Annotated in this window: 23 protein-coding genes; 8 read left to right on the top strand and 15 right to left on the bottom strand. The window is 65.0% G+C overall.

Annotated elements, in window-relative coordinates:
* Positions 1-60: 60 nt before the first annotated feature.
* The 5 genes from XF30_RS35755 to lgt form a co-directional block, all read right to left on the bottom strand.
* A complete protein-coding gene (locus XF30_RS35755) occupies positions 61-1,014 on the bottom strand; it encodes a ribose-phosphate pyrophosphokinase (protein WP_036009398.1) in 954 nt (317 codons plus the stop codon).
* Positions 1,015-1,208: 194 nt separating this feature from the next.
* Positions 1,209-1,823, bottom strand: a complete 615-nt coding sequence (locus tag XF30_RS35750) for a hypothetical protein (protein WP_036027171.1) — start codon at positions 1,821-1,823, stop codon at positions 1,209-1,211.
* Positions 1,824-2,009: 186 nt separating this feature from the next.
* Positions 2,010-2,777: a peptidoglycan editing factor PgeF gene (pgeF, locus tag XF30_RS35745; RefSeq protein ID WP_036027172.1), complete on the bottom strand. Its 768-nt coding sequence runs from the start codon at positions 2,775-2,777 to the stop codon at positions 2,010-2,012.
* Positions 2,774-3,892, bottom strand: a complete 1,119-nt coding sequence (locus XF30_RS35740) for a class I SAM-dependent methyltransferase (RefSeq protein ID WP_109145314.1) — start codon at positions 3,890-3,892, stop codon at positions 2,774-2,776. Before XF30_RS35740 ends, pgeF begins: the two co-directional genes overlap by 4 nt.
* A 20-nt stretch (positions 3,893-3,912) precedes the next feature.
* Positions 3,913-4,758, bottom strand: coding sequence for a prolipoprotein diacylglyceryl transferase (gene lgt / locus XF30_RS35735; protein ID WP_109145313.1), 846 nt, complete (start codon positions 4,756-4,758; stop codon positions 3,913-3,915).
* 198 nt (positions 4,759-4,956) lie between these two features.
* Between lgt and XF30_RS35730 the strand changes: the two genes are divergently transcribed.
* The 4 genes from XF30_RS35730 (at position 4,957) to ychF (ending at position 8,062) form a co-directional block, all read left to right on the top strand.
* Complete coding sequence (locus XF30_RS35730) at positions 4,957-5,220, top strand: accessory factor UbiK family protein (protein WP_057027684.1); 264 nt, start codon at positions 4,957-4,959, stop codon at positions 5,218-5,220.
* A 338-nt stretch (positions 5,221-5,558) separates the two neighbouring features.
* On the top strand, positions 5,559-6,275 hold the full coding sequence (locus XF30_RS35725; RefSeq protein ID WP_109145312.1) for a 50S ribosomal protein L25/general stress protein Ctc: 717 nt from the start codon (positions 5,559-5,561) through the stop codon (positions 6,273-6,275).
* A gap of 58 nt (positions 6,276-6,333) precedes the next feature.
* The gene (gene pth / locus XF30_RS35720; protein WP_109145311.1) at positions 6,334-6,948 is read left to right on the top strand and encodes an aminoacyl-tRNA hydrolase; all 615 of its coding nucleotides are present in this window, start codon (positions 6,334-6,336) and stop codon (positions 6,946-6,948) included.
* 16 nt (positions 6,949-6,964) lie between these two features.
* Positions 6,965-8,062 (top strand): redox-regulated ATPase YchF, encoded by a 1,098-nt coding sequence (ychF, locus tag XF30_RS35715; RefSeq protein WP_036009406.1) that lies wholly within the window; start codon positions 6,965-6,967, stop codon positions 8,060-8,062.
* A 115-nt stretch (positions 8,063-8,177) separates the two neighbouring features.
* Here ychF and XF30_RS35710 read toward each other — a convergent pair whose 3' ends face one another.
* On the bottom strand, positions 8,178-8,474 hold the full coding sequence (locus XF30_RS35710; protein ID WP_028134403.1) for a DUF4282 domain-containing protein: 297 nt from the start codon (positions 8,472-8,474) through the stop codon (positions 8,178-8,180).
* Positions 8,475-8,653: 179 nt separating this feature from the next.
* On the opposite strand from XF30_RS35710, the gene XF30_RS35705 reads away from it, so the two are divergent.
* From XF30_RS35705 to XF30_RS38790, 3 genes are all read left to right on the top strand, one after another.
* Positions 8,654-9,106 carry a MaoC family dehydratase gene (locus XF30_RS35705; RefSeq protein WP_109145310.1) on the top strand — a complete coding sequence of 151 codons (453 nt, stop codon included), beginning with the start codon at positions 8,654-8,656 and terminating at the stop codon, positions 9,104-9,106.
* Positions 9,106-9,585: a MaoC family dehydratase gene (locus XF30_RS35700; RefSeq protein ID WP_036027193.1), complete on the top strand. Its 480-nt coding sequence runs from the start codon at positions 9,106-9,108 to the stop codon at positions 9,583-9,585. Before XF30_RS35705 ends, XF30_RS35700 begins: the two co-directional genes overlap by 1 nt.
* Positions 9,586-9,782: 197 nt before the next feature.
* On the top strand, positions 9,783-9,929 hold the full coding sequence (locus tag XF30_RS38790; RefSeq protein WP_036009412.1) for a hypothetical protein: 147 nt from the start codon (positions 9,783-9,785) through the stop codon (positions 9,927-9,929).
* Positions 9,930-9,967: 38 nt separating this feature from the next.
* On the opposite strand, the gene XF30_RS38785 is transcribed toward XF30_RS38790, so the two are convergent.
* The 5 genes from XF30_RS38785 to XF30_RS35680 form a co-directional block, all read right to left on the bottom strand.
* Complete coding sequence (locus XF30_RS38785) at positions 9,968-10,105, bottom strand: hypothetical protein (protein WP_007614812.1); 138 nt, start codon at positions 10,103-10,105, stop codon at positions 9,968-9,970.
* Positions 10,106-10,432: 327 nt separating this feature from the next.
* Positions 10,433-10,855, bottom strand: coding sequence for a hypothetical protein (locus tag XF30_RS35695; protein WP_036040066.1), 423 nt, complete (start codon positions 10,853-10,855; stop codon positions 10,433-10,435).
* Between the two features lie 217 nt (positions 10,856-11,072).
* Positions 11,073-11,975: a hypothetical protein gene (locus XF30_RS35690; RefSeq protein WP_109145309.1), complete on the bottom strand. Its 903-nt coding sequence runs from the start codon at positions 11,973-11,975 to the stop codon at positions 11,073-11,075.
* A gap of 372 nt (positions 11,976-12,347) precedes the next feature.
* Complete coding sequence (locus XF30_RS35685) at positions 12,348-12,788, bottom strand: nuclear transport factor 2 family protein (protein WP_109145308.1); 441 nt, start codon at positions 12,786-12,788, stop codon at positions 12,348-12,350.
* Positions 12,789-12,989: 201 nt separating this feature from the next.
* Positions 12,990-13,430: a nuclear transport factor 2 family protein gene (locus XF30_RS35680; RefSeq protein WP_109145307.1), complete on the bottom strand. Its 441-nt coding sequence runs from the start codon at positions 13,428-13,430 to the stop codon at positions 12,990-12,992.
* Positions 13,431-13,776: 346 nt separating this feature from the next.
* On the opposite strand from XF30_RS35680, the gene XF30_RS35675 reads away from it, so the two are divergent.
* Positions 13,777-14,163: a hypothetical protein gene (locus XF30_RS35675; protein WP_109145306.1), complete on the top strand. Its 387-nt coding sequence runs from the start codon at positions 13,777-13,779 to the stop codon at positions 14,161-14,163.
* Positions 14,164-14,200: 37 nt separating this feature from the next.
* Here the strand turns inward: XF30_RS35675 and uvrB are convergent, their stop codons facing one another.
* The 4 genes from uvrB to XF30_RS35655 form a co-directional block, all read right to left on the bottom strand.
* On the bottom strand, positions 14,201-17,158 hold the full coding sequence (gene uvrB, locus XF30_RS35670; protein WP_109145305.1) for an excinuclease ABC subunit UvrB: 2,958 nt from the start codon (positions 17,156-17,158) through the stop codon (positions 14,201-14,203).
* A 93-nt stretch (positions 17,159-17,251) separates the two neighbouring features.
* Positions 17,252-17,479 carry a hypothetical protein gene (locus XF30_RS35665; protein ID WP_109145304.1) on the bottom strand — a complete coding sequence of 76 codons (228 nt, stop codon included), beginning with the start codon at positions 17,477-17,479 and terminating at the stop codon, positions 17,252-17,254.
* A 57-nt stretch (positions 17,480-17,536) separates the two neighbouring features.
* On the bottom strand, positions 17,537-17,758 hold the full coding sequence (locus XF30_RS35660) for a hypothetical protein (RefSeq protein ID WP_057027695.1): 222 nt from the start codon (positions 17,756-17,758) through the stop codon (positions 17,537-17,539).
* A gap of 104 nt (positions 17,759-17,862) precedes the next feature.
* The gene (locus tag XF30_RS35655) at positions 17,863-18,777 is read right to left on the bottom strand and encodes a LysR substrate-binding domain-containing protein (RefSeq protein WP_192893349.1); all 915 of its coding nucleotides are present in this window, start codon (positions 18,775-18,777) and stop codon (positions 17,863-17,865) included.
* Positions 18,778-18,996 lie beyond the last annotated feature (219 nt).

The following is an 18,996-nucleotide window of genomic DNA, read 5'->3' as shown; positions in this document are numbered from 1 at the left end:
GATTGCATCTGCGATGCAATCCGGCCTCTCCCCGCACGCGGGGAGAGGCGAAGAAGAAAATCAATCGAACAGGCTCGACACCGATTCTTCCGCCGCCGTGCGCGCGATCGCATCCGAGATCAGGCTGGCGATCGGCAGGGTGCGGATGTTCGGCGCCTTGGTCACCGCGTCGGTCGGCAGGATCGAATCGGTGATCACCAGCTCCTTCAGCCTGGAGCCGGCGATGCGCGCCGCCGCGCCGCCGGAGAGCACGCCGTGGGTGATGTAGGCGTAGACGTCCTTGGCGCCCTTGGCGAGCAGCGCATCGGCCGCGTTCACCAGCGTGCCGCCGGAATCGACGATGTCGTCGACGAGGATGCAGGTGTGGCCGGAGACGTCGCCGATCACGTTCATGACCTCGGACTCGCCCGGCCGCTCGCGGCGCTTGTCGACGATCGCGAGCGGGGTGTTGATGCGCTTGGCGAGGCCGCGCGCGCGGGCGACGCCGCCGACGTCGGGCGAGACCACCATCGTCTTGGTCAGGTCGAACTTGTCCTTGATGTCGCGCACCATCAGCGGCGCGGCGAACAGGTTGTCGGTCGGGATGTCGAAGAAGCCCTGGATCTGGCCGGCATGCAGGTCGAGCGTCATGACGCGGTCGACGCCGGCCTGCGTGATCATGTTGGCGACGAGCTTGGCCGAGATCGGCGTGCGCGAGCCTGATTTACGGTCCTGCCTTGCGTAGCCGAAATAGGGCAGCACTGCGGTGATGCGGCGCGCCGAGGAGCGGCGCAGCGCGTCGGTGATGATGAGCAATTCCATCAGATGGTCGTTGGCGGGGAACGAGGTCGACTGGATGACGAAGGCATCCGAGCCGCGGACGTTCTCCTGGATCTCGACGAAGATCTCCATGTCGGCGAAGCGCCGCACCACCGCCTTGGTCAGCGGCAGGTCGAGCCCTTGCGCGATCGCCTGGGCGAGGGCCGGATTGGAGTTGCCGGCGACGAGCTTGATGGAGCCGTTTTTGGCCGACATGGACGCTTCCTCCCGCGCTTTGCTGGATACGACCTTCAACATCTGAGAATACCCGCTGGCAGCACGGTTACGACGGGCGAGGAAATATCAGGCGGAAGGCCGCGATGGCAACCCGGGATGCTACGTTTTCCCTTCGAAAATCCTGAGTCGGGCCAACGGCTTGGCCGCAAGTTGAGGCCGTGGTTTAGCGGGGGTTATTGCTCGGCATAGCCGAGCGCTGATGCCGGCATGTCCTGCGCGGGAGCGTCCTTGACGACGCTGGCCACCGCCGGTCCCCGCAATGCCGGAGCCGCGCCGGGTGCATCCGGCGTTCCGTTGATCATGTTGGAAAGTCCGCTGAATCCGGCCTGGGCGATCTTCCGCAGCACGAGGTCGTCGGCAGCCGACCACGCGTCGCGCCCGCCCTTGGCCGAGGTCGGTTCCTCGCCGGAGAGACGCAGCGCGCGCTGCTGGTTGGCGTCGTAGACGTCCCAGACCCAGGCGATCACGGTCTTGCCGCGCACCACCTGGGCGGAGAGGTAGCTGCGCACGCGATAGGCAGCCGTACCTTCGCGGGAGACCACGGACAGGCTGCGCAGCTTGGATTCGCTGTCGAGCACGCCGACCATGCGATCGAACACTTGCGGCGGTGGCCCGTCGATTGATTCGAAGGCGATGGTGGCCCCGCTGCCGGCGCTCGGCGCCATCGCATAGGAATTGACGGCACTGCCGCCGCCGGCGCAGCCGCCCAGCGCGGCCGCCGCTGCCAGCAGCATGACCGCCAGCACGCGCGAACCCGCGCGGTGGAAGATGAATGACGCGTCCCTCATTATGGAGGGCAGCGATATCGTTAAAATCGATTAAGGTCTAGGGCAGGCGCGACACATCCCCACTGTCATTCCGGGGCGATGCGCAAGCATCGAACCCGGAATCCATTTCGCCGCGTGAATTGCCGCACGATGGATTCCGGGTTCTCGCTTCGCGAGCCCCGGAGTGACACGGAGTTGCCCCTGTGTTCACCCATCCAGCGCAATCGCGTGAACGTGACGGCCGTAATCCGGCTCCTTGCGATGCACCGAACGGCGATAGCTGAAGAAGCGCTCGTCGGCGTAGGTGTCGAGGCCGAGATCGTCGATCATCAGGATGCCGGCGGCCTCGAGCCGCTTGCGGATGAAGCCGGCGAGATCGAACATCGCGTGGCCCTCGCGCACCGAGGGGATGAAGAACACAGCGTTCTCGGCATCCTGTTCGATGAAGCGCGCGACGAACTCGTTGCCGACCTCGTAGCTGTCCTGGCGGATCAAGGGGCCGATCGCGGCGATGATGCCGCCGCGCGTGGCGCCGAGCTGCTCCATCGCCGCGATGGTGGATTCCAGCACGCCCGTCAGTGCGCCCTTCCACCCCGCATGCGCGCCACCGATCACGCGCGCCTGGGGATCGACGAACAGCACCGGCCCGCAATCGGCGGTGGAGACGCCGAGCGCGATGCCTGGCGTCTTCGTCACCAGCGCATCGCCCTTCGGCCGTGGCCCGCTCGGCCACGGTGCCTCGGCAACCAGCACGTCGGGCGAATGGATCTGGTGCAGGCTGAGGAAGCGCTCGGGCGCAACGCCGACATGCTCGGCCATGCGGCGCCGGTTCTCGGCGACCAGGGTCTGATCGTCGTTGGAGCCGAGCCCGCCGTTCAGCGCGGAATAAATGCCGCCGGAGACGCCGCCTTCGCGGGTGAAGAAGGCATGGCGCAGGCCGGGCACGGCCGACAGCAGCGACGAAGCTATCGTCATGAGGCCTCTCCTGCCTGTTCGAGATCGCTGAGGCCGGCTAGGCTTGCCAGCCGCGGCTCGGAGATGCCGAGCACTTTGAACATCGAGCCCATGCCGCCACGCCCGGTATCGGTCAGGCGCTTGAGCGCCACCGAAATGTCGGTGGCGACGTCGGGCGCTGCTTTCTGCATCAAGGCGGCGGCGCGGGTGTCGATGCCGATCCGCTTGAGGAAGTCGCCTTGCGTGACCGGCCCATGCACGCGCGCGCCGACGTCCTCGGCCGCGCGCGCCAGCGCCTGGAAGTCGACATGGGCGGTGACGTCGGCCTGGCCCGGCGCCTTCAAGGGATCGGCGAAGGTGTGGCGCGCAATCGCCTGGAACGTGTCGCCGGCGTCGCTGCGGAGGTGGCCGTAATCGATGATCAGCGCCGCGCCGTCCTGGTCGCGCACGCGCGTGGCAAGCTTCATGATCTCGCCGTCGGGGCGCCACTCGAACACGGCGCCGATGGGGGCGGCGCGTACCAGGGGCGGCAGCAGCACGTCGAAGCGAGGCGTCGGCTCCGGCGCCGCGCCGAACTGAAGCTTGCCGTTGGGATCGATCTCGATCACGCGCTCGTGCCAGCCGTTCTCGAGCCGGACCATCTGGTGGATCGGCAGCACGTCGAAATATTCGTTGGCGAGGATGATGCTCGGGCCCTCCGGCACCTCGTCGATGCTGTCGTGCCAGGCGATGTTGCGCACGTTGGCGAGCGTCGCGCTCTGCCGGTCCCGCAACACGGGATTGACCTCGACCATGTGGATGTGGAGCGCCTGGTAGAGCGGGGGCAGCACGCGGAGCGCGCGCAGCGCATCCGCCATCATGGTGCCGCGGCCGGGGCCGAGCTCGATCAGCCGCACAAATTGCGGCGAGCCCATCTGCTTCCAGACCGAGGCGGTCCACAACCCCAAGAGCTCGCCGAACATCTGGCTGACTTCGGGCGCCGTGGTGAAGTCGCCCTCGCGCCCGAGCGGATCGCGCGAGACGTAATAGCCGTAGCGCGGATGCATCAGGCACAGTTCCATGTACCGCCAGACCGGCATGGGCCCGGAAGATTTGATCAGCGCCTTGATCTCGTTGAGCAGCGGCTGGTCGGTCACGGCGATCTTCTCGAAATGAATTAACGAATGGCCTGGACGGGCGTCGGCGCACCGCGCCTCACTGCCAATACAATAAGAATGAGGCCGACGATAAGCATCGGGATCGACAGCAGCATGCCCATGGTTAATCCGCCCCAGAGGAAACCGAGCTGCGCGTCCGGCTCGCGGAAATGCTCGCCGGCGATGCGGGCCAGACCATAGACCAGGATGAAGGCGCCGAGGATCATGCCGGGGCGCTTCAAGGCACCGAACCGGATCATGATCGCGAGCACCGTGAACAGCAGGATGCCCTCCATGCCGGCTTGGTAGAGCTGGCTCGGATGCCGCGGCAACTGCGTCGGATCGTTGGGGAAGATGATCGCCCAGGGCAGGGTCGGGTCGGTGGCGCGGCCCCACAATTCGCCGTTGATGAAATTGGCGATGCGTCCGAGCAACAGCCCGACCGGGGCGACCGCGGTGGTGATGTCGCCGAGCGACAGGATCGAGATGCCATTGCTCCACGCGAACCACATCACCGCGACGACGCAGCCGAGGAAGCCGCCGTGGAACGACATCCCGCCCTCCCACAACTTAAAGATCGCGGCGGGATGATCGATGAAGAAGGGCAGGTTGTAGAACAGCACGTAGCCGGCGCGGCCCCCCACGATGATGCCGAGCGTGACCCACAGGATGAAGTCGTCGATCTGAAGCAGCGAGATCGGCGCGGGTCCGCCCCACAGGCGTTCGCTCTTCAGCAGCGCGCGGGCATAAAGCCAGCCGAACACGATGCCGCAGATATAGGCCAAGGCATACCATTTGATCGCGAACGGACCGATCTCGAGCGCGATCGGGTTGAAGGCGGGGAAGTCGATGAGCAGAAACGGCATCGCGCCTTCTGTGTCCAAGCGGGATCGCGGCGGTCGGCGCCGGCAGACGCCCCGTGATTCCTCTTATGCAGGGACGTTGAATACGATTGCAAGGAAACCGGCGCATGACAAGGATACCGCCGCTTCGCTCTTGAACCGGCCCCGTCGGATTGCCATTGTCATTCTGCGTGTTCGCGCAAAGTTTATCGGAGGCCCACAATGACCCAGACCAACAACCGGTTTTTCGACGAGATCGGCCGCCTGATGAACGACGCCGCCGGTGCTGCCCAGGGCGTCAAGCGCGAGTTCGATTCCGTGATGCGCAGCCAGGCCGAGAAATTCCTGCGCGACATGGACCTCGTCAAGCGCGAGGAGTTCGAGGCGGTCAAGGACATGGCGCGCCTTGCGCGTGAGGAGAACGAAGCCCTGAAGGCGCGGCTCGCAGCGCTGGAGGCGAAGCTCGGGGGGACCCCGACGTCGTAAAGCGCGGTCTCTTACCCTCCCCTGGAGGGGGAGGGTCGGCGCGTAGCGCCGGGGTGGGGTGATCTCTCCACTCGGGCACCGCCTCGATCGAGAGACTGTCACCCCACCCCGGCTCACGTTTTGCTACGCTCCATATGAGCCGATCCTCCCCCTCCAAGGGAGGGTAAGGACCCGGGCCTCCAGGGGAGGGTACCAGCCCATTCTCCTTGTCATTTCCGCAGCTTCCGGGTAAAAGCCCGCCACGTCCGCGGCCCCCGCACCCCTGGAGGCTTGCTGTGGACTATGCCATGGGCCGCCTTGCGGCCCATTAACTTTTGCAAAAACAAGGACTTAACGACATGGCGACGACCGTCAAGGAATTGAAGGCGACCGCGCGTCCGAAGAGCGGCAAGGGGGCCGCCCGGGCTGAGCGTCGCGCCGGGCGAGTGCCCGGAGTGATCTACGGCAACAACCAGCCCCCGCTGACGATCTCGATCGAGGATCGTGAACTGCGCCAGCGCATCCTTGCCGGCCGGTTCCTGACCACGCTGGTCGACATCGACCTCGAGGGCAAGAAGCACCGCGTCATTCCGCGCGACTATCACCTCGATCCGGTCAAGGACTTCCCGATCCATGTCGACTTCATGCGGCTGGGCGAAGGCGCCACCATCCGCATCAGCGTTCCCCTGCACGTGGTGAAGGCCGAAACCTCCCCGGGCGTGAAGCGCGGCGGCACCGTCAACATCGTCGCCCACGCGATCGAGCTCGAATGCGGCGTCGAGAGCATCCCGCAATATATCGAGGCCGATGTCGGCGTGCTCGAGATCGGTCACTCCCTGCATCTGGCCGACGTCAAGCTACCGGCCGGCGTCAAGGCGCTGACCCGCGAGGACGCGACCCTCGTCACCATCGTGCCGCCGTCCGGTTACGCCGAAGAGCAGAAGGCCGCTGCTGCGGCTGCCGCTGCTGGTGCGGCCCCGGGCGCTGCGGCTGCTCCGGCCGCTGGTGCTGCGGCTCCGGCTGCTGCTCCTGCCGCTGCTGCCAAGGCTCCCGCCGGCGGCGACAAGAAGAAGTAATCTCTCGAAGCTGGCGCGCGGTCCTTGACCGCGCGCCGAGCGGGGGGCGCGCCGCGTCATGCGACTCTTTGTTGGGCTCGGCAATCCCGGCGCACAGTATCGGTTCAACCGACATAATGTCGGGTTTATTGTCGTCGACGCGATAGCGGAGCATTATCGTTTCAATCAGTGGCGCCAGCATCCTCGCTTTGAGGGTGAATTGGCTACCGGCATGATTGACGGCGAGCAGGTCATGCTTCTGAAGCCCTCGACCTACATGAATGCTTCAGGATCAGCTGTGCTGAGTGTGCTCAGCTTCTACAAGCTGCACCGATCTGACTTAACTGTATTTCACGATGAAATTGAACTTCCGCCCGCCGGATTTCGCGTCAAAGTGGACGGGAGTGATGCGGGGCATAATGGTTTGGGCTCAATCACCGAACGGATTGGCCCGAACTATCGACGTGTCCGCATTGGAGTCGGACGACCAATACATAAGAGCCAGGTTGAAGGATACGTCCTTGGCAACTTTACGACTCTGGACATGGAATGGCTAAGTCCAATGATCGATTCGATCGTGGAGAACATTGGACTGCTGACCCGCAATCAAGATTCAAGCTTTCAGAACAAGGTGCACGTCGCTTTGCAGGCTGCAGGCTTTGGCAAGCGCGGTAACCGCAGCTCGCCTACTTAGGACTCAAAGGACCACCATGGGATTCAAATGCGGGATCGTCGGATTGCCCAATGTCGGCAAGTCGACCTTGTTCAATGCGCTGACCGAGACGGCCGCGGCGCAGGCCGCGAACTATCCGTTCTGCACCATCGAGCCGAATGTCGGCGAGGTCGCCGTGCCCGATCCCAGGCTCGACAAGCTCGCGGCCATCGCCAAGTCGGGCCAGATCATCCCGACCCGGCTGACCTTCGTCGACATCGCCGGCCTCGTGCGCGGCGCCTCCAAGGGCGAAGGCCTCGGCAACCAGTTCCTCGCCAATATCCGCGAGGTCGACGCCATCGCGCATGTGGTTCGCTGCTTTGAAGATTCCGACATCACCCATGTCGAAGGCAAGATCGCCCCGCTCGCGGACATCGAGACCATCGAGACCGAGCTGATGCTCGCCGACTTAGACAGCCTCGAGAAGCGCGTCGACAATCTCACCAAGAAGGCCAAGGGCAACGACAAGGACGCCAAGGAGCAGCTCGATCTCGTCAACCGCACCCTGGTGCTCTTGCGCGAAGGCAAGCCCGCGCGCCTCGTCGAGCGCAAGGCGGAGGAGGAGCGGGCCTTCTCGATGCTCGGCCTGCTGTCGTCCAAGCCCGTGCTCTATGTCTGCAACGTCGAGGAAGGCTCGGCCGCGACAGGCAACGCCTTCTCCAAGGCGGTCGAGGAGCAGGCGGCGAAGGAGGGCGCGGTTGCCGTCGTCATCTCCGCCAAGATCGAATCCGAGATCGCGACCATCTCGCGTGACGAGCGCGCGGACTTCCTGGAGACTTTGGGCCTCGAAGAAGCCGGCCTCGACCGCCTGATCCGTGCCGGCTACACCCTGCTCGACCTCATCACCTACTTCACCGTGGGCCCGAAGGAAGCGCGCGCCTGGACCATCTATCGCGGCACCAAGGCGCCGGCGGCGGCCGGCGTGATCCACACCGATTTCGAGAAGGGTTTTATCCGCGCCGAGACCATCGCGTATGACGATTACGTCGCGCTCGGCGGCGAAGCCGGTGCCCGCGATGCCGGCAAGCTCCGCCTCGAAGGCAAGGATTACGTCGTCGCCGACGGCGACGTGATGCATTTCAGGTTTAATACGTAGGAGCTGGTCATTCCGGGGCGCGCGAAGCGCGAGCCCGGAATCCATCTATACGCTTGTTCTGTGGCTCAATGGATTCCGGGCCTCGCCTCTTCGAGGCGCCCCGGAATGACGGGAATCACCGCATCCCTGATCCCTGATCCCTGATTGCGCCGAGATGCTCGTTGATGCGGAAGACGATCAGGATCAGCTCCGCGACGATGCGCGAGAACACGATGCCGACCACGACGCTGGCGATCGACGACAGCAGCACCAGGAAGCCGCCGAACGGGCTGATCGCCATCGCAGCCAACCCTGAGAAGATGCCGGAGAGCCCGAACAGGCAGATCAGCGCGATCACCAGCCAGTAGAAGGTCTTGATGATCGTCGGCGTGATGAAGCGGTCCCACTGGAACAGGTCGCTGAATGAGAACATTGCTCTCCCCAAGGCAAATCGCAAGGCAAATCGGGACTTCAAATCGGGCTTCGGCCGTCGATCGATCCGACTCAAATCAACGCCGATCTCAAGTATGTAGCACGAGCCATGCGGGCCGGCGGGTTGAGATTGCCGCAAAGTGCGGCCACAATCTGTCATTCCCGCAAAGCTTTCCCGAGATGACCCTGACCTTCGAAGATTTCCCGCCTGGCCGGTTCGGAACGTTCGGCCCGCGCCACGTCACCCGCGACGAGATATTGGCCTTTGCCGCCGAGTTCGATCCGCAGCCGATGCACCTCGACGAGGCGGCAGCAGCTGAGAGCATGCTGCGCGGCCTGTCCGGTTCGGGCTGGCACCTGTGCTCGCTGATGATGCGGATGATGGCCGACGGCTTCATCACCCGCGCCGCGTCGCTGGGATCTCCCGGCGTCGACGAGGTGCGCTGGCTGTCGCCACTGCGGCCCGACGACGATCTCACGCTCGACGTCGATGTCCTGGAAGCGCGGGCCTCGAAGAGCCGACCTGAGCTCGGCATCGTCAAGTTCAAATGCACCGCGCGCAATGCGGCGGGGCAGGCGCTCGCCGAGATGATCTCGCCGATCCTGATCAAGCGGCGCGAGGGAGCGGCCTGATGCGGTTCTTCGAAGACATCGCGATCGGTCAGCGCCGCGAGATCGGCGCCTATACGTTCACCGCGGAAAAGATCAAGACCTTCGCCGCCAAGTTCGATCCGCAACGCTTTCACCTCGACGAGGAGGAGGGCAAGAACTCGCTGTTCGGCGGGCTCGCGGCCTCGGGCTGGCATGTCGGCTCGGCCTGCATGAGCCTGCTTGTCGCCGACGGCCAGCGCCTGGCACGCGAGGCCGCCTCGCGCGGCGAGGAGGTCGCGGTGTGGGGCCCGTCGCCGGGCTTTCGCGACCTGCGCTGGATCAGGCCGGTGCTCGCCGGCGACACCGTCGCTTACGTCAATGAAGTCATCGACAAGCGCGCCTCCGCCTCCCGTCCCGGCTGGGGCATTTTGACGGCCCGCACCACCGGCACCAACCAGCGCGGCGAGGAGGTCTATTCCATCACCGCCTCCGCCTTCGTGCCGCTGCGCAAGGGCGGTTAGATCTGTTCCAAGATGAACGGGCAAATGAGTGCGCGAGTGTTGCCCGCGCGCTATGGACGCGATTCCGGGTGGCTGCCATAAGCCTGCGCAACATGGTTACGGCGAAGCAGTTTCGCGGAACCAGTCAGTTGCTAACTAATTATGAACCTGTCGCTGTCTATTTGAAACGAATAGGCAGACGACAGGGGACGAGGACCATGGCTGATCGCGGCGCACTCAAATTTGTTGGATTCATCTTCGCGACCGCGACACTGGCCGTGATGCTGGTCGCGGGCATGGTGGCGAAGGGCTACGCCGATGGCGCCTACACGCTGGAAGCCTCGACCGCGGAAGCGGCCCGGTAAGAATTCGTTAACGATCGCGGCCGGCATCCGGCCGCAGCTCAGCGGCTATAGACGAACGCCAGGATGGCGATCGCAACCGCCAGCAGCCCGACAAAGCGCAGCATGATCGTGCCGAATTGATTCGGCGCGGGCCGCAACGGGATCGGGTCCGTGGTGTCGGGCCGAATGCTTTCCATCTGAAATGTCCCCTGAGCCCGGCCGCGACGGCACGGGCGCTTGGCGTTGGTCGCCGGGGTGGGCCGGAGGGTTCAATGGTGGCCGTTGGCCGCGCCACATTCTCCGCTGTCATGCCCCGGCTTGTCCGGGGCATCCAGTACGCCGCGGCCTATCGATTCAACCACCGGCGCTGGTGGAATACTGGATCACCCGCCCCTGTGCGCAATTGCGCACTAGGCGGGTGATGACACCTGTGTTGGAGAAACGGCTGCGTGACCCACCAACAAATCAAAACCGCCGCGCTCCCTTCCGGAACGCGGCGGCCAATGATGCGTTCGTGCCGGCGATCAGCTGTTGCGCAGGCCGTCGGCGGCGCGCTTCCACTGCGCGACGTTGTCGGCGATCATGCGGGTCGACTTCATCGCGGCCTGGCTGAGCTGGGCGTAGCCGGAGATCTCGCGCTGGACGCGCTGGCCTTCGGCGTGGAGCAGGTCGCGCAGGCTCTCGAGCTCGGAGATCAAATTCTCGATCTCGGCGAGCGAAGTGCCGGCGACGCGCTGGATCAGCGAGTTGACGTTATTGACGGTGGCTTCCGCGCTCGGATCGAGCGGCGGCGCGTCGGCGGTTGTCGCGGCCGGACGGCGCAGATAGGCGATGTCGTTGCGGACGAAGTCGCGGATGCCGGCTTCGACCTCGGTCACGGCGGCGAGGTTGGTGTCGACCGTCTCGGTCTCGGTGGCTTCGATCTTTTCGGGACGCATGGCGTTCATCGTTATTCCCCTGTTCGCGTTGAGCGCAGCGCGAGTGTCCCCCGCACGACGACGTCTGTGAGGCAGGCTGCATCAGGGCGTCCGATTTTGACCGCAAATGGGCCAAGATGCGGCAAGGCCGGACCATTCGGGGGTTTTGCCGTGGCGTATGGTTAGGGAAGGGTGAATGCTGCCGCGGTGATGGCCTTCTCCCCGCAGGCGGGCAGAGGCGCCGGCCTCACCAGCTCTTCTTGAAGCCCGCCGTCACGCTCTTGTTCAGCGTGCCTTGCGAGGTTTCACCGACCGAGCCTGATACGGTGACGTTGTCGAACAGCTTCTGCTCGGCGCCGAGCTTGCGCAGCCATTTGTCGTCGGTGGTCGACAGCGTCTGGCCGGCAACGATGCTGGTGCCGGTGTCGGTCACGGTGACCTTGGCGCTCTGGTCGGTCTCGTAATTGCGCGTGACGTGGCCGCCGATGCCGGGGACCGCTGTGGTGCCGTGCTGGTTGACGCTGTAGCCGTTCTGCAGCGTCAGCGAGGTATCGCCCGACAGCGGCACCGATTTGGTCAGCGATGCCCCGATCTTGCTGTGCTCGGCGCCGGGATCGACCCTGGCTTCCACCGCGGTCTTGTCCCAGATCGCGCCCGCGCCCGGCGCGGTTGCCGTCGCCCAGGCGCTGCCCGAGGATTGCGGCAGGTTGCCGCCGTTGGTGGCCTTCTGCGCCAGCAGCTCGGACATCGTCCTGGGCTCGCTCGCCAGCGTCATGTCGGCGCCGACTCGGGTATCCCAGAACGAGGACACCGATTGCTTCACGGTCACCGCCGAGGAGCCGTTGGCATTGGGATTCGACGACCAGTCGAGGCCTTCCCTGGCGGCGGCCTGCGCGCGCTTCTTGGCGGCCATCGGGTCGATGCCTGTCCCGGCATCGACCGAGATCTGGCTCCAGTCGAGCTTGTCGACGTCGATGCCCTTCATGATGTCGGGATCATTGACGTCGGGGGCTTCGGCCGCCTCGGCCTCGTCGTCGGATGCGGAGAAGGGCGGAATGATCTGTGCCTGTAACGTCAGCACCGAGCTCAAGATGAATGCGGCCGCCAGCAACGGCAGCCTGGTCCAGCCAACCCCTGTCGAGAATTCCATCGTCCTGCCCGCGAACCCCAGCGCATGCTGTCCGCCCCACTATAGCGGTTGCAATGACCATGCGCCATTCCGGCGCTGAAAGTGCCGGTTTATCGTTGCGGAATTGTGGCGGTTCGCAAGGGGAGGTGAACCAACGGGCCGCGCGAAAGGCGCGCGCCCGATGACAGGTTCGTGATGCGACGGCATCCGGCGGGGCTGGAGGCCAGGACGTCGCGATCGCCTCGTCATCGGTCCCGAACAGCGGGGCCCGTTGGCGTCCCCCCTAAAGCGCGATGATCATCATCGCGCTTCAGGTTGTTGTTTGCGCATGATCTTCTCGGAAAACCGCTTCGCACTTTGCGCTAACGCGGCCCTTCGGGGCCGGATCATGCGTTAGCCGACGCTGGTCATCTTCGGCAGATGAATGGCGCGGCCGAGTGCCTGCTCGACCAGGTCGAAGGTGTCGATCAGCACCCGCATGCTGATCAGCTTGCCCGCCTTGAACTGGGCGAACTGCGCCACGCGCAGGCTGATCGGCTTGTTGGAATCCAGCGCCGTCAGCGAATAGCGCACCATCGAGGCGGCGGAATCGACGCCCAGCATGATGCTCTCGCGGTCGAAGCGGCGGACCTGGAAATTGTCGGCGAGCTGGCGGATGACGTCGAGCACGGCATCCTTGCCCTGGCGCGCGCCGAGGAACGGAAACATGTCGATCGGGCCGTAGAGCGCCCACTCGACGTCCTCGTCGATCAGGGCCTCGATATCCCTAAAATCCCGGTCGTTGATCGCGCGGTGCAACGCACGCGAGAAACGCCAGAGGCTGTGCTCTGTCATTTGGGGCAGTCCTGAAGCTGGCTTTACGGAAAAAAAACGGCAAACAACCCCATGCGCACCAAGGCGCCAGGGCTCAACTCATTTGTATACGAACAAATTAGCAGATTTCGGCCAAAACGCAATTCACGTTTTCGCAATGCACACTTGAACGGGTTTTGTGAGATTTACAATACAACCCCGTAATTGTCCGGGTCCCGGCGCTCAGTCCGCCCCGGCAATCAGCGGCCCGATCTCCCGTTCCAGTACCTGCTGCACCAGGTCGTAGGAATCGATGATCTCGCGCATCTCCGCCACCAGTCCGCCGCGAAACGTGTAGAACACCGCTATGTCGAACTGCACGATGCGGTCGTTGCTGCGCTTCTTGAAAAAAGCGTGCATGTAGGTCGCGACGGCCTCGCCCTCGGCGACGATATGCGGCGTCTTGTAACGAACCTCCGAATAGCGCGACCAGACCGTCTGCCACAGCTCGCGCAGCTCCTGCTTGCCGTGGCGCGGCACCAGATGTGGCAGCACGTCGATCGGGGCGTGGGTGAGGAAATAGACGTCGTCGGTGCAGCTGGCCAGCGCCGTCTCGATATCGCCGCGCGCGAAGGCATCGAGCAGGTGCACGACGCGTTGGCGATTCAGCTGCTCCACCGTCATTCCCACCCGCTCTCCTTGGTCTTGTGCCTTTTGCAAGCCTAGCGCGTGGTCTCACGCCGGCGCAATCCGCAAGATCACAGGGATGTTTGCAGAGGTTTTGACGTGCGAGCGCAATGCCCGGTTCATGGGGTTCGCGGCGTCTTCGGCTGCTTGGTGTGCAAGCCCGCGTGGACGAACCCGCAAAGCCGCGCGCCGGGAACATAGGCGGCCCGCTCTCGTGCGCCGAAGCTTGGGTGAACGTGGAGGGGAGAGACGCAGCCGGCATCGCCGGCCTGCGTGATCCATCTCACGTCGCGCCTGTCCAGACGCCGCTACCGTCATCCCCAAGTCATCAGGGAGACGTGCCATGGCCACCATCGCCAATGCCAGAAAGTCCCGCCTGCATAACGCGCTCGAAGGCCTCGCGCTGACCGCGGCCCTGCAGAGCTTCCCGACCTTCGCCACCGCGGCCTTCCTGCTCAAGCTCGTTGGCAACCACGACCTCGTCGGCGATCCCGGCGTCGCCATCTTCGTCGCCTTCGCCTCGTTCACCCACGCCCTGATCGCCGTGACCCTCGGCCCGAGCTTCCCGCACCTGTTCAAGACCGTCTACGAGCCGAAATTCTTCGAGGCCCATCTGTCGCTCTCCGACAAAATCACGGCCTGGCGCACCCAGCCCGTCGCCTCGCTGCAATTGGTGACGATCGTGCTGCTGCTGTCGGTGATGGCCGTGGTGGCGGCGAGCGTGGGGTGAGGGGGTAACCACGAACGTCGCCGATAAACCTACGCGTCTACCTCTTCTTCCACCCCCCGCGCCGCCCCGGCGCTCCACCCGTCGACTTCGGCGCCGGCCCGAACTCCGGTCCCGACTGCCGCGAATCCGTCGGCTGGATGATCCTGCTGGTGCTGCCGAACGGCTTTGACGGCAGCGCGCGGCTCTCGCGATAGGGCAGCGATTCCGGGCCGTGCATCTCGTCGAGATGCGGCTTGTGCACGCGGGAGCCTTTGCCGCCGCCGGCCTTGAGCGCAGTTGCGGCACTCTTGTTCTTCATGGCGCTGACCGGGAGGTTGGCGGCATCGCCGTATTTCTTCGCTCCTGCATAGGCGCCCGCCTTGGTCGCGACGGTGCGCTGCTTGGCGGTGGGGTCGTCGACCACGGCGAGCTCGGTCGCGCGCAGGCGCTTGACCTCGTCGCGCAGGCGGGCGGCTTCCTCGAAGTTCAGATCGGCGGCGGCCTCGCGCATCCTCGTTTCGAGATCGGCGAGCACGGCTTCGAAATTATGGCCGATCGAGATGACGTCGTCGGTCATGTCGTGACCGCCGACCTCGACCAGCACGTGGTCGCGCTCGTAGACCGAGTTGAGGATGTCGCCGATCTGCTTCTTCACGCTCTCCGGCGTGATGCCGTTGGCGTTGTTGTACTCGACCTGCTTCTCGCGGCGGCGGTTGGTCTCGGCGATGGCGCGCTCCATCGATCCCGTCATCTGGTCGGCATAGAGGATCACCTTGCCGTCGACGTTGCGCGCGGCACGGCCGATGGTCTGGATCAGCGAGGTCTCGCTGCGCAGAAAACCTTCCTTGTCGGCGTCGAGAATGGCGACCAGGGCGCATTCGGGGATGTCGAGACCTTCGCGCAAGAGGTTGATGCCGACCAGCGCGTCGAAGGCACCGAGACGCAAATCGCGGATGATCTCGATGCGCTCGATCGTGTCGATATCCGAGTGCATGTAGCGGACGCGGATGCCCTGCTCGTGCAGATATTCGGTGAGGTCCTCCGCCATGCGCTTTGTGAGGACCGTGATCAGTGAGCGATAGCCCGCTTGCGCAGTGGCTCGCACTTCGCCGACGAGGTCGTCGACCTGCGTGCGCGCGGGGCGAATATCGACGGGAGGATCAATCAGTCCGGTGGGACGAATGACCTGCTCGACGAACACGCCGCCGCTCTCGTTCAGCTCCCAGCTGCCCGGGGTTGCCGACACCGCGACGGTCTGCGGCCGCATCATGTCCCATTCCTCGAAGCGGAGCGGGCGGTTGTCCATGCAGGAGGGCAGGCGGAAGCCGTATTCAGCCAGCGTCGCCTTGCGGCGGAAGTCGCCGCGGAACATGGCACCGATCTGCGGGATGGTGACGTGGCTCTCGTCGGCGAAGATCAGCGCGTTGTCGGGCACGTATTCGAACAGCGTCGGCGGCGGCTCGCCGGGGCGACGCCCGGTGAGGTAGCGCGAATAGTTCTCGATGCCGGCGCAGCTGCCCGTCGCCTCCATCATCTCGAGGTCGAAGGTGGTGCGCTGCTCCAGCCGCTGCGCCTCCAGCAGGCGGCCCTGGTTGTTGAGCTGGTCGAGCCGCTGCTTCAATTCGAACTTGATCGACTTGATCGCCTGCACCAGCGTCGGCCGTGGCGTCACGTAGTGCGAGTTGGCGTACATCTTGATGAATTCGAGCTCGTCCTGCTTGTGGCCGGTGAGCGGATCGAACTCCTCGATGGTCTCGATGGTGTCGCCGAACAGGTTCACGCGCCAGGCGCGGTCCTCATAGTGCGCCGGGAAGATGTCGATGACGTCGCCGCGCACGCGAAACGTGCCGCGGGTGAAATCGGCCTGGGTGCGCTTGTACTGCAGGGCGACGAGGTCGGCGATCAGCTGGCGCTGGTCGATGCGCTCGCCCTTCTTCAGCGCGAAGGTCATCGCGGTGTAGGTCTCGACCGAGCCGATACCGTAGATGCAGGACACCGACGCCACGATGATGACGTCGTCGCGCTCGAGCAGCGCACGCGTCGCCGAGTGGCGCATGCGGTCGATCTGCTCGTTGATCGAGGAATCTTTTTCGATGTACGTGTCCGTGCGGGGCACATACGCTTCCGGCTGGTAGTAGTCGTAATAGCTGACGAAGTACTCGACTGCGTTGTCGGGGAAGAAGTTCTTGAACTCGCCATAGAGCTGGGCGGCCAGCGTCTTGTTCGGCGCCAGGATTAGGGCCGGGCGCTGCGTCGCCTCGATCACCTTGGCCATGGTGTAGGTCTTGCCGGAGCCGGTGACGCCCAGCAGCACCTGCGAACGGTCGTTGCGGTTGATGCCCTCGACCAGCTCGGCGATTGCGGTCGGCTGGTCGCCCTTCGGCTCGTAGGACGACTTGATCTCGAAGCGGACACCGCCTTCGGACTTCTCCGGGCGCGGCGGCCGGTGCGGCGTCCACACCTTCATGGAGCCGTCGCCCTTGCGGAACTCCGGCCGGCCCTCGCGGATCAGCGATTCCAGCGCATCGGCGGTCGCCTTGACGCCGAGCGCCTCCATCTTGGAACGCGGCGGGCGCGCCAGCGCTTCGGCATCGTCCTCCTCGGTGGGCAGGCCGAGCTGCCGCGCCAGTTCCGGATCTAGCGTCGGGATGGTGGCCGCAGTTCCGTAATTGGCCTGCGGTGCCTCCTCCAGCCCGGCAAGCTCGCCGGACTGACGGGCGCCCGGCGGCTGCGGATTGGGCCGCAGCGGCATCGGCCGCGCCGCATCTTGCGGAAACTCCTTCGGTGTCGAAGCCCGCGCGCGATGCGCGGCGGCCTCGCCCCCGGCACGGCGGTCGCGCGAATTGTCAGGCGGCGGCTGCAGGCCGGTGCCCGATCCCAAGCCCGCATCGCCGCGATTGATCGCGGGATTCAGCAATTCGGCCAGCGCAGGCCCGATCGGCTGCACATCGGGGCGATGCGCCTTCGATTTGGGGGATTTGCCGGATTTTTCGGGGGATGCAGGTTTCTTCGCCATGAGGCGAATATGGGACGAGTCCGCCCCGCGATAAAGGGTGAATGCCCCGAGCCATGCAGGCTGCTGACAGCAGGTTGGCAGCAGCCCTGCGGTTCACGCCGCCGGCAGCGGCCCCTCGTCGTCTCCGGCCGCGACATTCGGCTCGAGGATGTCGAGATGAATGCCGCCGCAATCGGTGCAGCGCATGGTCCAGTACTCGCATCCGGCGCGGCCGCCGATCACACGGAGCACCGTGAGATCGCTGTCGCATTCCGGGCAGTTGGACAGCACTGCGCGGGCGTAGATCCGCGGCCGCGCTGCATCGGTTTCGATGATGGACATGATCGGTTCCCCCCCCTTTTTTTTCGCCGCCCTGTCTCTGGTCGGCCTGCGGACCGCCTATTCGTCGTCGCCAGCCCGCCGCCGGAAACGATCGATGTGGTGCTTGGCATCGGCAATCGCGGCATCGCGATCGGGCCAAGCGAAGCCGACTTCCATGGCCGGAAACAGCACGCCGTCGATGGCCACCGGGCTGAGATCGGCCCGGCGGATCCGCGCGTGCCACAGCCCCTTGCCAGCTTCGAAGGATTCGATGTCAAAGCCGTCGTAGAGGGTCGTCATGAGTGTAGGTCCCACGTTTCTTTTCGGAGGGTCACGAGACCACGTCTGCGGAATTTGGGATGTGAAGCCGTTCACAAGCAGGCGGCTTTTTTGCCCGCCGGGCTTCAGTTCCGCGCTGCGGCGCGGCCGATCCGCCGTGGACGGGCGGCAGGTTCCGATGCCGCCCGCATGATCCAGCGGCGGAAGGCGGCAAAGTCGCGCTGCTCGGTCTGGAAGCTGCGATAGAGCAGATACCAGCGCATGCCCTTGGGCACCGAGAGGTCGAACGGCGCCACCAGCCGGCCGGCCGCGAGATCGTCGTCGATATAGGGGCGGATGCCCATCGCGATGCCGAGCCCGTCGGCCGCGGCCTGCAGCGCCTGGCCGTAGAACTGGAACTCGGGCCCGCGCGCGTTGATCCTCGCCGTGCCCGCCGCCTTCAGCCAGATCGGCCAGTCCTCGGGTGAGTGCGCGACGCGGATCAGGCTCGGTCCCTTCAGGTCGGTCGGGCGCTTCAACGCGACTGCCAGGCGCGGCACGCAGACGGGGGTGAGGTCGCCGGCGAACAGCGGCTCGGCGACAAGGCCGGGCCAATCGCCGGTGCCGAGCTTGATGCCGCAGTTCCAGTCCTCGCCGAACGGCACCGCGGCGCCGCCGGTGGTGAAGCGCACCTCGATGTCGGGCTCCTCGCTGCGAAACTCCGACAGGCGCGGGATCAGCCAGCGCATCGCAAAGGTGTGGCCGACGCCAATGGTGAGCACGCGCACGCTCGCCGGCGCCGTCACCTGCGCCGTGAGGCTCGCCAGCGCATCGAAGATCGGGGTCAGCCCGCTCTGATAGGCGCGGCCCGCCTGCGTCAGCACGAGCCTGTTGGCCTTGCGCTCGAACAATGCGACGCCGAGCCGCTCTTCGAGCAGGTGCACCATGCGGCTGACGGCGGCCGCCGACACGCTCAGCTCCAACCCGGCCGCAGCAAAGCTGCCGGTCCGTGCCGCCGCCTCGAACGCCTTGATGCCGTTGAGAAACAGCAGCCGCCGCAATGACCCACCCTCAGGAAAGCTGATGCCAGGGCAAGATATCTCAGTTTGCGGAACAGGCGCAAGCGAGGCACAACAACGAGTGTAATTCCAAGTTGTGTTCCAGGCGGCCACCGCGATCTTCGCCTCTCCCCGCTTGCGGGGAGAGGCCGGAATTTGCGCTAGCAAATTCCGGGTGAGGGGGACTCTCCGCGAGTCTCACTCTCACCGTCCCCGCGGAGA

The sequence above is a fragment of the Bradyrhizobium sp. SUTN9-2 genome (assembly GCF_003122645.1).
GTDB lineage: Bacteria > Pseudomonadota > Alphaproteobacteria > Rhizobiales > Xanthobacteraceae > Bradyrhizobium > Bradyrhizobium yuanmingense.
The sequence above is the reverse complement of the archived record's forward strand: the minus strand, read 5'-3'. Positions and strand labels throughout refer to the sequence as shown.

Excerpts from the sequence above, each read along its gene's own strand:
- XF30_RS35755 (WP_036009398.1), bottom strand. The coding sequence starts at position 1,014 with ATGTCGGCCAAAAACGGCTCCATCAAGCTCGTCGCCGGCAACTCCAAT.
- XF30_RS35750 (WP_036027171.1), bottom strand. The coding sequence starts at position 1,823 with ATGAGGGACGCGTCATTCATCTTCCACCGCGCGGGTTCGCGCGTGCTG.
- pgeF (WP_036027172.1), bottom strand. The coding sequence starts at position 2,777 with ATGACGATAGCTTCGTCGCTGCTGTCGGCCGTGCCCGGCCTGCGCCAT.
- lgt (WP_109145313.1), bottom strand. The coding sequence starts at position 4,758 with ATGCCGTTTCTGCTCATCGACTTCCCCGCCTTCAACCCGATCGCGCTC.
- XF30_RS35730 (WP_057027684.1), top strand. The coding sequence starts at position 4,957 with ATGACCCAGACCAACAACCGGTTTTTCGACGAGATCGGCCGCCTGATG.
- XF30_RS35725 (WP_109145312.1), top strand. The coding sequence starts at position 5,559 with ATGGCGACGACCGTCAAGGAATTGAAGGCGACCGCGCGTCCGAAGAGC.
- pth (WP_109145311.1), top strand. The coding sequence starts at position 6,334 with ATGCGACTCTTTGTTGGGCTCGGCAATCCCGGCGCACAGTATCGGTTC.
- ychF (WP_036009406.1), top strand. The coding sequence starts at position 6,965 with ATGGGATTCAAATGCGGGATCGTCGGATTGCCCAATGTCGGCAAGTCG.
- XF30_RS35710 (WP_028134403.1), bottom strand. The coding sequence starts at position 8,474 with ATGTTCTCATTCAGCGACCTGTTCCAGTGGGACCGCTTCATCACGCCG.
- XF30_RS35705 (WP_109145310.1), top strand. The coding sequence starts at position 8,654 with ATGACCCTGACCTTCGAAGATTTCCCGCCTGGCCGGTTCGGAACGTTC.
- XF30_RS35700 (WP_036027193.1), top strand. The coding sequence starts at position 9,106 with ATGCGGTTCTTCGAAGACATCGCGATCGGTCAGCGCCGCGAGATCGGC.
- XF30_RS38790 (WP_036009412.1), top strand. The coding sequence starts at position 9,783 with ATGGCTGATCGCGGCGCACTCAAATTTGTTGGATTCATCTTCGCGACC.
- XF30_RS38785 (WP_007614812.1), bottom strand. The coding sequence starts at position 10,105 with ATGGAAAGCATTCGGCCCGACACCACGGACCCGATCCCGTTGCGGCCC.
- XF30_RS35695 (WP_036040066.1), bottom strand. The coding sequence starts at position 10,855 with ATGAACGCCATGCGTCCCGAAAAGATCGAAGCCACCGAGACCGAGACG.
- XF30_RS35690 (WP_109145309.1), bottom strand. The coding sequence starts at position 11,975 with ATGGAATTCTCGACAGGGGTTGGCTGGACCAGGCTGCCGTTGCTGGCG.
- XF30_RS35685 (WP_109145308.1), bottom strand. The coding sequence starts at position 12,788 with ATGACAGAGCACAGCCTCTGGCGTTTCTCGCGTGCGTTGCACCGCGCG.
- XF30_RS35680 (WP_109145307.1), bottom strand. The coding sequence starts at position 13,430 with ATGACGGTGGAGCAGCTGAATCGCCAACGCGTCGTGCACCTGCTCGAT.
- XF30_RS35675 (WP_109145306.1), top strand. The coding sequence starts at position 13,777 with ATGGCCACCATCGCCAATGCCAGAAAGTCCCGCCTGCATAACGCGCTC.
- uvrB (WP_109145305.1), bottom strand. The coding sequence starts at position 17,158 with ATGGCGAAGAAACCTGCATCCCCCGAAAAATCCGGCAAATCCCCCAAA.
- XF30_RS35665 (WP_109145304.1), bottom strand. The coding sequence starts at position 17,479 with ATGTCCATCATCGAAACCGATGCAGCGCGGCCGCGGATCTACGCCCGC.
- XF30_RS35660 (WP_057027695.1), bottom strand. The coding sequence starts at position 17,758 with ATGACGACCCTCTACGACGGCTTTGACATCGAATCCTTCGAAGCTGGC.